Genomic DNA, 15,601 nt, shown 5'->3' with positions numbered 1-15,601 from the left:
TCTAGCTTTTACGCGCTTTGGCCAGCATCTCACGGATGTTGGCCACATTACTTTGTCCTTTTTGCATCCGCTCTTCGGCAGAAACCACTTTACGCTCAGTTTCCCAGCTTAAATCGTCCTGTGGCAGCTCCAGCAGAAACCGGCTTGGTTCAGGGCGCACCAGCTCACCATACTGCCGGCGTTCCCGGCACAGCGTAAACGTCAGCTCTTTTTGCGCCCGAGTAATTCCCACGTAAGCCAGGCGGCGCTCTTCATCCACGTTATCTTCGTCGATGCTGCTTTGATGCGGCAGGATCCCTTCTTCCATGCCGACAAGATAGACATAGGGGAATTCCAGGCCCTTAGAAGCATGCAGGGTCATCAACTGAACCTGATCGGCCTCTTCTTCGCTTTCACCACGCTCCATCATGTCGCGCAGGGTAAAACGCGTTACTACCTGGATTAACGTCATCGGCTCATTCAGGTCGTTGCCTTCAAGCATCTCGGTCATCCAGCTGAAAAGCTGGTTAACGTTTTTCATCCGCATTTCGGCGGCTTTCGGGCTGGGTGAGGTTTCATACAGCCAGCTTTCATAGTCGATGCCGTGGATAAGATCTCGCACGGCAGCCACCGGTTCGCGCTCGGCAAGCGCAGCCACGTCCCGCAGCCAGTGGGTAAAACGCTGCAACGCATCAAGACCGCGCCCGCTGAGCGTCTGACTTAGTCCCATATCAAAGCTGGCGGTGAACAGGCCTTTATTGCGCTGCATCGCCCACTCGCCAAGCTTTTGCAGCGTTGCCGGGCCAATTTCACGTTTGGGTGTGTTCACAATACGTAGAAATGCACTGTCATCATCCGGGTTCGTCAGCACCCGCAGGTAGGCAAGCAGATCTTTAATCTCCGGACGCGAGAAAAATGAAGTGCCGCCGGAGATGCGATACGGGATGCGGTTTTGCATCAGCATCTTTTCGAACACCCGCGACTGGTGATTGCCGCGGTACAGAATCGCGTAATCTTTATAGTTAGTTTTATTAATAAAGTGGTGGGCGATCAGTTCGCCGGTAACGCGTTCGGCCTCATGCTCTTCATGATTCGCCGTCACGACCTTCAATTCTGCGCCGTGTTCAAGTTCAGAGAAAAGCCGCTTCTCAAAAACGTGCGGATTGTTAGCGATCAGAATATTGGCCGCATTCAAAATCCGGCGGGACGAGCGGTAGTTCTGCTCAAGCTTGATCACCTGCAGCGCCGGAAAATCTTTGCTCAGCAGAACCAGGTTCTGCGGATTCGCGCCACGCCACGAATAAATGGATTGGTCATCGTCACCTACAACGGTAAAGCGAGCCCGCGCGCCAACCAGCAGTTTCACCAGCTCATACTGGCTGGTGTTGGTATCCTGGTATTCGTCCACCAGCAGATAGCGAATACGGTTTTGCCAGCGCTCCCTAACTTCTGCATTACGCTGCAGCAGCAGCGTTGGCAGCAAAATCAGATCGTCAAAATCCAGCACGTTGCAGGACTTCAGGTGCGTGTCGTAAAGGCCGTAGCAATGGGCAAAAATACGATCCCGTTCGCCCTTCGCCTGCGCGGCGGCCTGTGCCGGAGACAACAAGCCGTTCTTCCAGTTGGAAATCGTCGAGATCAGCTGTTGGAGCAGCACCTTATCGTTTTCTAACAGGCCTTCAGTTAGCTCTTTTAGCAGTGCGGTCTGATCGGTATCGTCAAACAACGAGAAATTAGATTTCATCCCCAACGCAGCATATTCACGCTTGATAATCTCCAGCCCCAGCGTGTGGAAAGTCGAGATCATCAACCCGCGAGCCTCTTTGCGCCCCAGCGTCTGCGAAACGCGCTCTTTCATTTCGCGGGCGGCCTTATTGGTAAAGGTTACCGCTGCGATCTGGCGCGCCTGATAGCCACTTTCGCGAATCAGATGCGCAATCTTATTGGTGATAACGCGCGTTTTACCCGAGCCAGCTCCGGCCAAAACCAGGCAGGGTCCGGTGACAAATTCGACGGCTTGTTGTTGGCCAGGGTTTAAACGCATACGGTCACTCAATGAAAGTCAGGAGGGGACAAAAACAGCGTGGTAGTATAGCGAGCGTAATCAACATGACTCAAGGCACTATCATGGCAAAAACCGCAGCAGCACTGCATATCCTTGTAAAGGAAGAAAAACTGGCTCAGGACCTTCTGGAGCAGCTTAAAAACGGCGGCGACTTCGAGAAACTGGCGAAGAAGCACTCTACCTGCCCGTCCGGCAAAAAAGGCGGCCATTTAGGTGAATTCCGTCAGGGACAGATGGTTCCTGCATTCGATAAAGTGGTCTTTTCCTGCCCACTGCTGGAGCCTTATGGCCCACTGCATACTCAGTTCGGCTACCACATCATCAAGGTACTGTACCGTAACTAAGTAAAAGGCCGGGATATCCGGCCTTTCTTTATTTTGTCGACTGCAGCGTCTGCTGGGCTTCATGTTTCAGCAAATGTGTGCCGACCGCCATCTGGAACACTTTGAAAATAATGCCGTTGACGAAAGTGGTCAGCGTGAGGGTAATAAACGCCGTCATAATCCAGTCGATCACCGGCATCCCGCTGTGCAGTAAATAGGGGCGGTAAATCAGCATTCCGGCAAACACCACCCAGTGGCTAAGGCAGTAGAAACACTGGAAGAGATGCCCCAGCATCGCATGCTTTTTCGCCGTCCAGCTGCGCAACCCTGCAAACAGTTCAGTTTGGGTTATCGTCATCGAAATACTGGCGGCGGCCAGGGCGATCATCAGACAAACTGGCAGATCCGTGGTTAAGGTTGAAATCATTCCTCGTTCCCCTTTTCATTGAAATAGCGAATAAATTCGCTCCCGATATCTTGCAATGTCAGGCTTTTAAATCGCGCCAGTACCAGCTCTTCAGCGGCGGTAAACGTCTCGGACATCACGCGATTGACTCCCTGCTCCACCAGGCATTGCGGGTTTTCATTACGGTTACCTAGCGCAAACAGACCCGGCGATCCCAGGGCCAGATAAATATCCAGCAGCGTCACTTCGCTGGCCGGGCGGCAGAGCCTCCAGCCGCCGTGATGGCCTTTGGTTGAACAGACGATGTTGTTCTCGCGCAGACCGGCGAGCACTTTACGAATAAACGCCGGATTGCCGTCGATAAAGGCGGCCATTTGTTCCGATGTGAGCGGTTTGTCCATCTGCTCCAGATGAAGCAGGATGTGCAAAGTTGCTGAGAAGGAGTTATTTATTTTCATGTAACTTACGATATTACATAAAAAGAGAGACGGCAAGATAACGGGCACAAAAAAAGGCGCCGAAGCGCCTTTTTCATTTCAAAAACACATTAACCAGCAACGGCGATGCGTTTCATGTCGGTCATGTAGCCACGCAGTTTTTGACCCACTTTTTCGATTTCGTGGCTGCGAATGGCTTCATTGACGTCACGAAGCTGAGCGTTGTCTACCGCAGCGGCTGGGATCTCTTTACCCAGATCGCCTGGCTGCAGCGTGGTCATGAACTCTTTCAGCAGCGGAACAGCTGCGTAGGAGAACAGATAGTTACCGTACTCAGCGGTATCAGAAATAACCACGTTCATTTCGTACAGGCGCTTACGAGCAATGGTGTTAGCAATCAGCGGCAACTCGTGCAGGGACTCATAGTATGCCGACTCTTCGATGATGCCAGCGTCAACCATGGTTTCGAAGGCCAGCTCAACGCCCGCTTTCACCATGGCGATCATCACCACGCCTTTGTCGAAGTATTCCTGCTCGGAAATCTTGCCTTCAAACTGCGGTGCAGTTTCGAAAGCAGTCTGGCCGGTCTCTTCACGCCAGGTATGCAGTTTCTTATCGTCGTTAGCCCAGTCAGCCATCATGCCGGAGGAGAACTCACCGGAGATGATGTCATCCATGTGTTTCTGGAACAGCGGAGCCATGATGGTTTTCAGCTGCTCGGACAGCGCGTTAGCGCGGATTTTTGCCGGGTTGGACAGACGGTCCATCATCAGCGTGATCCCACCCTGTTTCAGCGCTTCGGTGATGGTTTCCCAGCCGAACTGAATCAGTTTTTCTGCATATGCAGCATCAGTACCCTCTGCCACCAGCTTGTCGAAGCACAGCAGAGAACCGGCCTGTAGCATACCGCACAGAATAGTCTGCTCGCCCATCAGGTCAGATTTCACTTCCGCAACGAAGGAAGACTCCAGCACGCCCGCACGGTGGCCACCGGTGGCCGCAGCCCAGGCTTTGGCAATCGCCATGCCTTCGCCTTTCGGATCGTTTTCAGGGTGAACTGCGATAAGCGTTGGCACACCAAAACCACGTTTGTATTCTTCGCGCACTTCGGTGCCCGGGCACTTAGGTGCTACCATCACCACGGTGATGTCTTTACGAATGGTTTCGCCGACTTCAACCACGTTGAAACCGTGGGAGTAGCCCAGCGCTGCGCCGTCTTTCATCATCGGCTGTACGGCCTGAACAACGGAAGAGTGCTGTTTGTCTGGCGTCAGGTTAACAACCAGATCCGCCTGCGGGATCAGCTCTTCGTAAGTACCCACTTTGAAGCCGTTTTCAGTCGCTTTACGCCAGGAAGCACGCTTCTCGGCGATAGCTTCCGCACGCAGGGCATAGGAAACATCCAGCCCGGAGTCGCGCATGTTCAGACCCTGGTTAAGGCCCTGAGCACCGCAGCCGACGATGACGACTTTTTTACCTTTGAGGTAGCTTGCTTCATCGGCGAATTCATCGCGCCCCATGAAGCGACATTTACCCAACTGCGCTAACTGCTGACGCAGGTTCAAAGTGTTGAAATAATTAGCCATCGTAGAACTCCGTATGTGTCGTGTTGTGCTTATTGTAAGGGCTCTGCAGCCGTGTCGTGCTGCCTAGAATGAACCCACTATATGACAGGAAATGCGTTGCTTAAATTGATATATTAACAACGTCGCGTTGCGATTATTGCAATGCAAAAACGAGGCTTGATGACCATGGATTTACGCGATCTGAAAACCTTTCTGCACCTGGCCGAAAGCCGCCATTTTGGGCGTAGCGCACGCGCCATGCACGTCAGCCCCTCCACGCTTTCGCGTCAAATCCAGCGTCTGGAGGACGACCTCGGGCAACCTCTGTTTTTGCGTGATAACCGCACCGTAACGCTAACTGAAGCCGGTGAGCAATTACGGCAGTTTGCCCAGCACACGCTGCTGCAATATCAGCAGATGCGCCACACGCTTGGCCAGCAAGGCCCTTCCCTGAGTGGAGAGCTGCATCTGTTTTGCTCGGTGACCGCCGCATACAGCCATTTGCCGCCCATTCTGGACCGCTTCCGGGCTGAACATCCTTCCGTTGAAATTAAGCTGACCACAGGCGACGCCGCGGATGCGGTAGAAAAAGTTGATTCCAATGAAGCCGACCTGGCGATCGCCGGAAAACCAGAATCCCTTCCGCCTGGCGTGGCTTTCTCAATGCTGGAAAATTTATCCGTGGCCTTGATCGCCCCCGCTTTGCCTTGCCCTGTCAGGGCGCAGGTAAGCCAGCCGGAGCCAGACTGGGCCAAAATTCCGTTTATCATGCCCGAACAGGGGCCTGTTCGCCGCCGTATCGAACTGTGGTTCCGCCGCCAGAAAATCAGTAACCCGGTGATCTATGCCACCGTCGCTGGCCACGAAGCCATGGTGTCAATGGTGGCGCTGGGATGTGGGGTCGCGCTGATCCCGGAAATCGTGCTGGAAAACAGCCCGGAACCGGTGCGCAACCGCGTGCTGGTTCTGGAACGTAACGATGAGAAAGCCCCGTTTGAACTGGGCGTTTGCGTACAAAAAAAGCGGCTCAATGAGCCGCTTATCAGCGCGTTCTGGAAGCTTCTACCCGGCAGCCATTAACCGGCCAGGAAGAAGCGGAACGCCGGGTTTTGGGTTTCGTCGTGACATTCGTAACCCAGTTCGTTGAGCCGGGTTTCGAAGTCCGGCTCATTTTCACCCAACTCAAACGCCGCCAGAACTCGCCCGTAGTCAGTGCCGTGGCTGCGGTAGTGGAACAGAGAAATGTTCCAGTGCGTTCCCAGCGTACTCAAGAACTTCAGCAGCGCCCCTGGTGATTCAGGGAACTCAAAGCTGTACAACCGTTCGCGCAGCGGTTTCGACGGCCGGCCGCCCACCATGTAGCGAACATGCAGCTTCGCCATTTCGTCGTCAGAGAGATCGACCACGCCGTAGCCGCCTTCACTGAGCTGAGCGATGATCTCTTTACGCTCTTCCAGCCCGCGAGTCAGACGCACCCCAACAAAAATGCAGGCATCGTCAGAACTGGCGTAGCGGTAGTTAAACTCGGTAACCGAGCGACCGCCCAGCAGTTGGCAGAACTTCAGGAAGCTGCCTTTTTGCTCGGGAATAGTGACCGCCAGCAACGCTTCCCTCTGCTCGCCCAGTTCACAGCGCTCAGAGACATAACGTAGCCCGTGGAAATTCACGTTTGCGCCAGACAACACATGCGCCAGGCGTTCACCACGAATGTTGTGCTGCTGGACGTACTTTTTCATCCCCGCCAGCGCCAGCGCCCCGGAAGGCTCGGCGACAGCACGCACGTCCTCGAACAAATCCTTCATCGCCGCGCAGATAGCGTCGCTGTCCACGGTGATGATGTCATCCAGGTATTCCTGGCATACGCGGAAGGTTTCGTCGCCGATACGCTTAACCGCAACGCCTTCGGCAAACAGCCCCACGCGCGGCAGCTCAACCGGGTGCCCGGCATCCAGTGCTGCTTTGAGACAGGCAGAATCTTCGGCTTCAACCGCAATCACTTTGATTTGCGGCATCAGTTGCTTGATCAGAACCGCTACGCCAGCCGCCAGGCCACCGCCGCCAACCGGCACGAATACGCGATCGATATGCGCATCCTGCTGCAGCAGTTCCAGCGCAACCGTACCCTGCCCGGCGATGACAGCCGGGTGGTCAAACGGAGGCACGTAGGTGAAACCTTGCTGCTGAGAAAGTTCGATGGCTTTGGCTTTTGCCTCATCGAAATTCGCGCCATGCAGCAACACTTCGCCTCCGAAGGCCCGCACAGCATCGACTTTGATATCTGCAGTAGCCACAGGCATAACGATCAGCGACTTAATACCCAAACGCGTGGACGAAAGCGCCACGCCCTGCGCATGGTTTCCCGCAGAAGCGGTGATCACGCCACAGGCTTTTTGCTCGCTGTTCAGGCCTGCAATCATCGAATACGCCCCGCGCAGCTTGAAGCTGTGCACTGGCTGACGATCTTCACGCTTAACCAGAATGACATTATCAAGGCGCGAAGAAAGCTTTTCCATTTTCTGCAGCGGCGTTACCTGCACGACTTCGTAAACCGGCGCACGCAATACCGCGCGCAGATACTCGGCTCCGCCGGGGGCATCGGGTAGCGGTTGTGACTCAGCCATAATTAGCCTCCAAGCTTGCTTTTATCACGCACGGCGCCTTTATCCGCACTGGTGGCGAGGCTGGCGTAAGCGCGCAGAGCGAAGGACACCTGACGTTCACGATTGCGAGGAGTCCAGGCTGCATCACCGCGAGCTTCCTGCGCTTCACGACGTGCCGCCATTTCCTGATCGGTAAGCTGCAGTTGAATACCGCGATTAGGGATATCAATGGCAATCATGTCGCCGTCTTCAATCAGAGCAATATTGCCGCCGCTAGCTGCTTCCGGAGAAACGTGGCCGATCGACAGACCCGAGGTCCCGCCGGAGAAACGGCCATCGGTGACCAGCGCGCAGGCTTTGCCCAGTCCCATAGATTTCAGGAAGGTGGTTGGATAAAGCATTTCCTGCATGCCAGGCCCGCCTTTTGGCCCTTCGTAGCGAATAACAACCACGTCACCCGCAACCACTTTGCCGCCGAGGATGGCTTCTACCGCATCGTCCTGGCTTTCATAAACTTTGGCCGGGCCACGGAATACCAGGCTACCTTCATCCACGCCCGCGGTTTTAACAATACAGCCATTTTCCGCGAAGTTGCCGTACAGGACGGCCAGGCCGCCGTCTTTGCTGTAGGCATTTTCCAGTGAGCGAATACAGCCGTTAGCACGATCGTCATCCAGCGTGTCCCAGCGGCAGCTCTGCGAGAAAGCCTGGGTAGTACGAATACCCGCCGGACCCGCGCGGAACATGGTTTTCACCGCTTCGTCTTTGGTCAGCATTACATCGTATTGTTCCAGCGTCTGCGGCAGGGAAAGGCCAAGCACGTTTTTCACTTCGCGATTGAGCAACCCGGCGCGATCCAGCTCGCCGAGAATACCGAGCACGCCACCAGCACGGTGCACGTCTTCCATATGGTATTTCTGGGTGCTTGGCGCAACTTTACACAGCTGCGGAACCTTGCGGGACAGCTGGTCAATGTCGGTCATGGTGAAATCGATTTCAGCTTCTTGCGCGGCGGCCAACAGGTGCAGAACGGTGTTAGTAGAGCCGCCCATGGCGATATCCAGCGTCATGGCGTTTTCGAACGCCTCTTTGCTGGCGATGCTACGCGGCAGTGCGGTGGCATCATCCTGCTCGTAGTAACGCTTGGTCAGTTCAACAATGCGTTTACCTGCGTTCAGGAACAGTTCTTTGCGGTCGGCGTGCGTCGCCAGTAGTGAACCGTTGCCCGGCTGAGACAGACCCAGCGCTTCGGTCAGGCAGTTCATGGAGTTGGCGGTGAACATCCCTGAACAAGAGCCGCACGTTGGACACGCGGAGCGTTCAACTTGCTCGCTTTGCTCGTCAGAAACTTTCGGGTCTGCACCCTGAATCATCGCATCAACCAGGTCCAGCTTGATGATCTGGTCGGAAAGTTTGGTTTTCCCGGCTTCCATCGGGCCGCCTGAAACGAAGATCACCGGAATGTTCAGGCGCAGAGAGGCCATCAGCATCCCTGGGGTGATTTTGTCGCAGTTGGAGATACAGACCATGGCATCGGCGCAGTGGGCGTTCACCATGTACTCAACCGAGTCGGCAATCAGCTCGCGGGACGGCAGGGAATAGAGCATGCCGCCATGCCCCATCGCGATACCGTCATCCACCGCAATGGTGTTGAACTCTTTCGCTACGCCGCCGGAGGCTTCGATTTGCTCGGCAACCAGTTTACCCAGATCGCGCAGGTGAACGTGGCCCGGTACGAATTGAGTAAAGGAGTTGACGACCGCAATGATCGGTTTGCCAAAATCGGCGTCGGTCATCCCCGTTGCGCGCCACAGGGCGCGGGCACCCGCCATATTGCGGCCGTGGGTTGTAGTGGCGGAACGATACTTAGGCATGCTTTATTTACTCCAGTCTGTCGGGTAGCAGGCGGTCAGTTGCCGCCCGCCTGGTTATATTTTTGTTTAAGACTTATGGGTTTACCTGATCCAACCAGCCCCACTTGTCTTCGGTTTCGCCAGTGAACAAGCCAAAGAATGCCTGTTGAATACGTTTGGTGACCGGGCCACAGCGACCCTCGCCCACCTGAATGCGGTCTACGCTGCGTACCGGGGTGATTTCTGCGGCGGTACCGGACATAAAGACTTCGTCGGCCAGGTACAGAGATTCTCGCGAAAGCACCTGCTCACGGACTTCAATGCCCAGGTCTTTTGCCAGCTTGATAATTGCATCACGGGTAATGCCCGGCAGTGCTGAAGAGGTGAATGGAGGGGTGTAAATCACGCCATCTTTCACTTCGAACAGGTTTTCGCCCGCGCCCTCGGACAGGAAGCCGTTCACATCGAGCGCAATCCCTTCCTGATAGCCGTGGCGGCGTGCTTCGCTGCCGACCAGCAGAGAAGAAAGGTAGTTACCGCCCGCTTTTGCCGCGGTAGGAATGGTGTTTGGTGCCGCGCGGTTCCAGGAAGAGACCATTGCATCAATCCCCTGATCCAGCGCTTCAGCGCCCAGATAAGCGCCCCACGGGAAGGCCGCAATGATCACGTCGGTGGTGTACCCTTCCGGCGGGTTAACGCCCATGCCTACGTCGCCAACAAAGACCAGAGGGCGGATGTAAGCGCTGGTGAGGTTGTTTTTACGGATAACCGCGCGGCAGGCTTCCATCAGCTCATCAACACTTTGCGATACCGGGAAGCGATAGATTTTTGCTGAGTCACGCAAGCGCTGCATGTGTTCACGATGACGGAACACCACTGGCCCTTTGTGCGAGTCATAGCAACGGATACCTTCAAAGACCGAAGTACCGTAGTGCAACGCGTGGGACATTACGTGAACTTTCGCTTCTCCCCACGGAGTCATCTCGCCATTGAACCAGATGTAATCAGCTTTCTTGGTCGTCATTGTTCTCTTCCTTTTGCGCTCAGGCGCGGATTTGTTGTGATGTTGGTTGCTGGATTTCAACGCAGGCAACGTCAACCAGCTTGCTTAATTGAGTAAACAGTAATTCGACTGGCCGCAGGCTAGCAACGGTCAATTCAATATTAATATTGTCGGTATTCCCCGCCGCGGCCATATTCATGGCGCAGATTTGGAAGCCACGATGACGCACGACGCGTAAAACACGTTCTAACGTTTCCGGGCGGAAGCGAGCCTGCACTGCGAGCTGATGTTGCATCATGATAATTTCTCCAGCATTTGCGAGTTACTGGCACCGGGCGGTACCAACGGCCAGACGTTTTCGTACTCATCGATCGAGACGTGAAGCATGTACGGGCCGTCGCTGTTCAACAGGGCGTCTAACGCGGCTTCTACCTGGTCTTTACGGGTGATGTGCTGGCCTGGAATGCCAAAGGCGCTGGCCAGCGTGAGGAAATCGGGGTTGTCGGTCAGGGTCGTTTCACTGTAGCGCTCTTCAAAAAACAGCTGCTGCCACTGCCTCACCATGCCCAGACGTTGGTTATCGAGCAGCAGGATTTTGACCGGCAACTGCTTGCGCTTGATGGTGCCCAGCTCCTGAACGTTCATCATGAAAGAGCCATCGCCGGAGACGCAGATCACCGTATCTTCCGGCCTTGCCACCTGAGCGCCAACGGCGGCAGGTAAACCAAAGCCCATCGTGCCAAGTCCGCTGGAGGTGATGAAGTTCTCCGGGCTGGTGAAGGTCATGTGCTGTGCGGTCCACATCTGATGTTGGCCTACGTCGGTGGTCACAACAGCTTCAGCTGATTTGCGTTCAGAGAGTTGCTTCAGCAGCAGGGGGGCATAGATAGCCTCGCCCGGATGATCGTAGCGCCACTGGTGTTCTTCGTTCAGGGCCGCGATATGCTGCTGCCATGAAGCAATGTGCAACGGCTGTTGTAAGGCAGGTAAAAGCTGGTTCAGCGGCCCCTGCAACGCAACATGCGCCTGGCGTAACTTGCTCAGCTCCGCAGGATCGATATCCATGTGGATAACTTTGGCGTGCGGAGCAAAGGTATTCAGCTTCCCGGTGACGCGGTCATCGAAACGGGCGCCAACGGCCAACAGCAAATCGCATTCCTGAACGGCGAGGTTTGCCGCTTTGGTACCGTGCATCCCCAGCATACCGGTATAAAACGCATCATCGGCCGGCACTGCGCCCAGCCCTTTCAGGGTGACTGTGGAAGGCATTCCAGTTACGGAAATAAATTCGCGAAGCGCCGGAACTGCCTGCGCCATCCCTACGCCGCCGCCAACGTAAAGCATAGGCTTTTTGGCCTGAACGAGCATTTCACGGGCTTGCTGCAATTCAGCAAACGGCAGGTCTGCATCATCTTCAACGGCAGATAACCAGGCCTCAGGCTCACCGATAGCCAACTGAATATCTTTTGGAATATCGACCAGAACGGGGCCCGGGCGGCCAGCATTAGCAATTTCAAATGCCTCGGCAAGGACACGCGGCAGTTCATCAAGGGATTCGACGAGGAAACTGTGTTTGGTGCAGGCAAGCGACAGACCGAGGACGTCAACTTCCTGGAAGGCGTCAGTCCCAATCAAAGGCGCGGCCACCTGGCCGGTGATGGCAACAACGGGAACAGAATCTAAAAGTGCGTCAGCAAGACCGGTCAAAAGGTTGGTCGCGCCGGGGCCTGAAGTGGCAATACACACACCGGTTTTGCCGGTTGAGCGGGCATAACCAATGGCCGCCATGGCCGCACCTTGTTCATGGCGACACAGTAGATGTTCCACACCACCGTCGTACAACGCATCGTACACCGGCATAATCGCGCCGCCAGGATAACCGAAAACTGTTTCAACCCCCTGCGCTCGCAACGCATGTACTACCCACTGTGCACCATTCATAGTTAGTTCCCCGCCTCATTACCGGAGAAACAGCATTTTATTCTGCAACACATACTCTGTTCCTCGCTTCACATTCTTCAGTCAACAAAAAACCCCCGGACCTTTCGGTGCGGGGGTTCTTTTCGATTCAGGCTTGATTTTTAAGCCTTTCTTTCTCCAAGTGCAGCCCCGCACGGTGGGATAATAATCACCACCACGCTAATCACGACCAGGCTAATCACTCGTAGAAGGGCTGTCATTTTCTGTATGTTCTAACGTCTAGTTCGAAGTAATGCCTACAGAGTTATCACAGAGTGGACGTAAAGCACAATATTTTTTTATGACGAAAAGATCATCGTTGAAATTAATTAGCATAAAAACTATTTAATTTCAGTGGATAACGAGAAAGTGAAAATAATTCATAAAACGGGTCTGCTGAGGCTATTTTCTGCGTAATACCAGTAAAAAGTTATTGTTCTGCGATCGACTTCGCAGCCAGATCTGTAAAAAAGAAAGCGGATAAAAAAGTCAGGAAGATGCTTCCTGGTGAATTAAAAGAACAATATTTAATCTTTTATTGGCACGGCAGAATGAAGTTTTTCGCGGAGGAAAAATGTCACTGTCGGTTGTCTACACCAGAGCAGCACTCGGCGTTCACGCCCCACAGGTTACGGTTGAGGTACATATCAGTGCTGGCTTACCCGGGCTTACGCTTGTCGGCCTGCCTGAAACTACCGTGAGAGAAGCCCGGGATCGGGTCAGAAGTGCATTGATCAACAGTGGCTACACATTTCCGGCGCGTAAAATCACCATTAACCTTGCCCCGGCAGATCTTCCTAAAGAAGGTGGCAGATATGATTTACCGATTGCTCTGGCGCTGCTGGTTGCCTCTGAGCAGCTAAGTACGCCCAAGCTGGCCCAGCTTGAGTTTATCGGCGAGCTCGCGCTAACGGGGGAACTACGTGGGGTTTCCGGGGCCATATCATCCGCTATGGAGGCTTTGAATGCGGGACGAGAAGTTGTGGTTGCCGCAGAAAATGAAGAAGAAGTTGGCCTGATCGCTAAACCGGGCTGCTTTGTAGCCACGCATCTGACCGAAGTATGCGCCTGGTTGGAAGGAAAGCACGATCTCCGCACCCCGGTTAGCCCTGCACTGTGGCAAGCGGATAACAAAGAAGACATGAACGAGATTATTGGGCAAAGCCTGGGAAAACGAGCCCTGGAAATTGCGGCGGCTGGCGGGCATAACCTGTTACTGATAGGCCCACCAGGAACGGGCAAAACCATGCTGGCAAGCCGGCTTAATACGCTCCTTCCTCCTTTGAACGATGCTGAAGCACTACAGAGCGCAGCTATTCTGAGCCTGGTACAATCCTCGCATCTCCATCGCCATTGGCGCCAGCGTCCGTTCAGAGCTCCGCATCATAGCGCTTCTCTAACGTCCATCGTGGGTGGCGGAGCTATCCCGCAGCCAGGGGAAATTTCGTTGGCGCACAACGGCGTATTATTTCTGGATGAATTACCTGAGTTTGAACGCCGCGTGCTGGACTCGCTCAGGGAACCTATTGAATCAGGCGAGATTCATATCTCTCGCACACGAGCAAAAATTACCTACCCCGCGGATTTTCAGCTCATCGCGGCGATGAATCCCAGCCCCACAGGGCACTATGAGGGCAAGCATAACCGTGCCACACCCCAGCAGACTTTACGCTATATGAATCGGCTTTCAGGTCCTTTTCTCGACCGTTTCGATCTCTCAGTGGATATCCCGCTTCTTCCGGCAGGAATGCTGAGCAAAACAAATCATGATGAAGAAAAGAGCGAGGTAATAAGAACGAGGGTAATGGAGACACGTAACAGACAACTCTGCCGGCAGAGTAAGCTAAATGCCCGACTTAGCAATCATGAGATCCGCGAACACTGTACTCTTGTGACAGGTGATGCAGTTTGGCTCGAAGAAACATTGCTCAAGTTGGGCCTGTCGGTCAGGGCATGGCAACGTCTCCTGAAAGTCTCCCGTACTATTGCGGATATCGAGCATTGCGAGAGCATTACCCGGGTACATCTCCAGGAAGCACTCAGCTATCGCACAATTGATCGACTGCTCCTGCATTTGCACAGGCTTGCGGAATAAAAAAAGGGGCTTTCGCCCCATTTTTTAATCATCACTATCGCTGTAGTCTTCAACCGTATCCATCTGCGGTTTGCCGCCAGACAGAGTATGAAAACGTTTTGGGCGTTTGATACGCGCCATGTACTTGCTCCAGACACGTTCCGCTTCAGTAGCAGGCTCGCGCACACCACGGCATACGGCAACAAACTGCACTTCTTCTTCAGTGCCTGGTTCGCGCTTGCCGAGATCCAGCTCATTGAACGCAAAACCGTGACGTTCTAACAGCTGTGCCTCTTTGATGGTGAAATCACCATGACGAGCAAACCCACGTGGATAATGTTTATTGTCGAAAAACCGATTAGTCGTCGTAAAGCTTTCCGCCATCCTACACGCTCCTGATTTTCTTGGCCGAGCTATTTATGGCGCGGAGTATTAGTTACGCTTGACAGAGTGTAAAACAAAACATTTAAATCATAACGACAAATTATTTTTTGGAGTAAGGCGTGGACACAGAATTACTTAAAACCTTCCTGGAAGTTAGCAGAACACGGCACTTTGGACGCGCTGCAGAAGCACTTTATTTGACGCAGTCTGCGGTAAGCTTTCGCATCCGACAGCTCGAAAATCAGCTGGGCGTAAACCTTTTTACCCGCCATCGCAATAACATACGGCTGACAACTGCCGGAGAGCGCCTGTTGCCCTACGCAGAAAATCTGATGAATACGTGGTTAGCAGCAAAAAAAGAGGTATCACATACTTCTCAGCATAATCAGCTCACACTTGGTGCCAGCGCATCACTTTGGGAATGCATGCTTTCTGAATGGCTAGTTGCGCTTTATCAACAGCATAATGGCCTGCAGTTCGAAGCACGAATTGCACAACGGCAGTCGCTCGTTAAACAGCTTCATGAACGCCAGCTGGATTTATTGCTCACCACTGAAGCGCCCAAAATGGATGAATTTGCCAGCCAGTTGCTAGGTTACTTCAGCATGGCGCTTTATGGTCCTGCTGCAGAAAGCCGTAAAACTTCACTCAACTATTTACGTATCGAGTGGGGGGCAGATTTTCACCAGCATGAGGCCGAGCTCATTGGGAGTGATGATATCCCTGTACTAACCACCAGTTCAGCAAAAGTAGCCTGCAAGCTGATATCTGAACTTAACGGTTGTACCTTCTTACCGATTGAATGGGCAAAAGAACAACCCGGGATCTGGCCTGTCCCCGAAAGTACAACGCTTTCCAGACCGTTGTATGCTGTTTGGTTACAAAACACGGATAAGCAGAGCATTATTAAAGAATTATTGAAGACGCCATTAATAGCGCAGTAATGCGCTTTT

The 15,601-nt window shown here is 53.7% G+C and carries 15 protein-coding genes; 4 read left to right on the top strand and 11 right to left on the bottom strand.

Annotated features, from left to right (window positions below):
- Position 1 precedes the first annotated feature (1 nt).
- Positions 2–2,023 (bottom strand): DNA helicase Rep, encoded by a 2,022-nt coding sequence (gene rep / locus LH23_RS05900; protein ID WP_039289208.1) that lies wholly within the window; start codon positions 2,021–2,023, stop codon positions 2–4.
- Positions 2,024–2,106: 83 nt separating this feature from the next.
- On the opposite strand from rep, the gene ppiC reads away from it, so the two are divergent.
- Positions 2,107–2,388 carry a peptidylprolyl isomerase PpiC gene (ppiC, locus tag LH23_RS05895; RefSeq protein ID WP_039289207.1) on the top strand — a complete coding sequence of 94 codons (282 nt, stop codon included), beginning with the start codon at positions 2,107–2,109 and terminating at the stop codon, positions 2,386–2,388.
- A 28-nt stretch (positions 2,389–2,416) separates the two neighbouring features.
- On the opposite strand, the gene LH23_RS05890 is transcribed toward ppiC, so the two are convergent.
- The 3 genes from LH23_RS05890 to ilvC all read right to left on the bottom strand — a co-directional run bounded on the left by LH23_RS05890 (position 2,417) and on the right by ilvC (position 4,796).
- A complete protein-coding gene (locus LH23_RS05890) occupies positions 2,417–2,794 on the bottom strand; it encodes a hypothetical protein (protein WP_039289206.1) in 378 nt (125 codons plus the stop codon).
- On the bottom strand, positions 2,791–3,231 hold the full coding sequence (locus LH23_RS05885) for an Rrf2 family transcriptional regulator (protein ID WP_039289205.1): 441 nt from the start codon (positions 3,229–3,231) through the stop codon (positions 2,791–2,793). Before LH23_RS05885 ends, LH23_RS05890 begins: the two co-directional genes overlap by 4 nt.
- 89 nt (positions 3,232–3,320) lie before the next feature.
- Complete coding sequence (gene ilvC / locus LH23_RS05880) at positions 3,321–4,796, bottom strand: ketol-acid reductoisomerase (RefSeq protein ID WP_008455576.1); 1,476 nt, start codon at positions 4,794–4,796, stop codon at positions 3,321–3,323.
- Between the two features lie 165 nt (positions 4,797–4,961).
- On the opposite strand from ilvC, the gene ilvY reads away from it, so the two are divergent.
- Positions 4,962–5,855 carry an HTH-type transcriptional activator IlvY gene (ilvY, locus tag LH23_RS05875; protein ID WP_039289204.1) on the top strand — a complete coding sequence of 298 codons (894 nt, stop codon included), beginning with the start codon at positions 4,962–4,964 and terminating at the stop codon, positions 5,853–5,855.
- Here the strand turns inward: ilvY and ilvA are convergent.
- The 6 genes from ilvA to ilvL all read right to left on the bottom strand — a co-directional run bounded on the left by ilvA (position 5,852) and on the right by ilvL (position 12,411).
- On the bottom strand, positions 5,852–7,396 hold the full coding sequence (gene ilvA / locus LH23_RS05870; protein WP_039289203.1) for a threonine ammonia-lyase, biosynthetic: 1,545 nt from the start codon (positions 7,394–7,396) through the stop codon (positions 5,852–5,854). The genes ilvY and ilvA overlap by 4 nt on opposite strands.
- 2 nt (positions 7,397–7,398) lie before the next feature.
- Positions 7,399–9,249 carry a dihydroxy-acid dehydratase gene (ilvD, locus tag LH23_RS05865; RefSeq protein ID WP_039289202.1) on the bottom strand — a complete coding sequence of 617 codons (1,851 nt, stop codon included), beginning with the start codon at positions 9,247–9,249 and terminating at the stop codon, positions 7,399–7,401.
- 73 nt (positions 9,250–9,322) lie between these two features.
- On the bottom strand, positions 9,323–10,252 hold the full coding sequence (locus LH23_RS05860; RefSeq protein ID WP_039289201.1) for a branched-chain amino acid transaminase: 930 nt from the start codon (positions 10,250–10,252) through the stop codon (positions 9,323–9,325).
- A 19-nt stretch (positions 10,253–10,271) separates the two neighbouring features.
- Complete coding sequence (ilvM, locus tag LH23_RS05855; protein ID WP_016538957.1) at positions 10,272–10,529, bottom strand: acetolactate synthase 2 small subunit; 258 nt, start codon at positions 10,527–10,529, stop codon at positions 10,272–10,274.
- On the bottom strand, positions 10,526–12,172 hold the full coding sequence (ilvG, locus tag LH23_RS05850) for an acetolactate synthase 2 catalytic subunit (protein WP_039289200.1): 1,647 nt from the start codon (positions 12,170–12,172) through the stop codon (positions 10,526–10,528). The genes ilvM and ilvG overlap by 4 nt, the downstream gene beginning before the upstream one ends.
- 140 nt (positions 12,173–12,312) lie before the next feature.
- The gene (gene ilvL / locus LH23_RS23320; protein WP_071530467.1) at positions 12,313–12,411 is read right to left on the bottom strand and encodes an ilv operon leader peptide; all 99 of its coding nucleotides are present in this window, start codon (positions 12,409–12,411) and stop codon (positions 12,313–12,315) included.
- 353 nt (positions 12,412–12,764) lie between these two features.
- Between ilvL and LH23_RS05845 the strand changes: the two genes are divergently transcribed.
- Complete coding sequence (locus LH23_RS05845; protein WP_039289199.1) at positions 12,765–14,285, top strand: YifB family Mg chelatase-like AAA ATPase; 1,521 nt, start codon at positions 12,765–12,767, stop codon at positions 14,283–14,285.
- A gap of 24 nt (positions 14,286–14,309) precedes the next feature.
- Here the strand turns inward: LH23_RS05845 and LH23_RS05840 are convergent, their stop codons facing one another.
- The gene (locus LH23_RS05840) at positions 14,310–14,648 is read right to left on the bottom strand and encodes a DUF413 domain-containing protein (RefSeq protein ID WP_039289198.1); all 339 of its coding nucleotides are present in this window, start codon (positions 14,646–14,648) and stop codon (positions 14,310–14,312) included.
- Between the two features lie 119 nt (positions 14,649–14,767).
- On the opposite strand from LH23_RS05840, the gene hdfR reads away from it, so the two are divergent.
- Positions 14,768–15,592 (top strand): HTH-type transcriptional regulator HdfR, encoded by an 825-nt coding sequence (gene hdfR / locus LH23_RS05835; RefSeq protein ID WP_039289197.1) that lies wholly within the window; start codon positions 14,768–14,770, stop codon positions 15,590–15,592.
- Positions 15,593–15,601 lie beyond the last annotated feature (9 nt).

The sequence above is a fragment of the Cedecea neteri genome (assembly GCF_000758305.1).
Lineage (GTDB): Bacteria > Pseudomonadota > Gammaproteobacteria > Enterobacterales > Enterobacteriaceae > Cedecea > Cedecea neteri_C.
The sequence above is the reverse complement of the archived record's forward strand: the minus strand, read 5'-3'. Positions and strand labels throughout refer to the sequence as shown.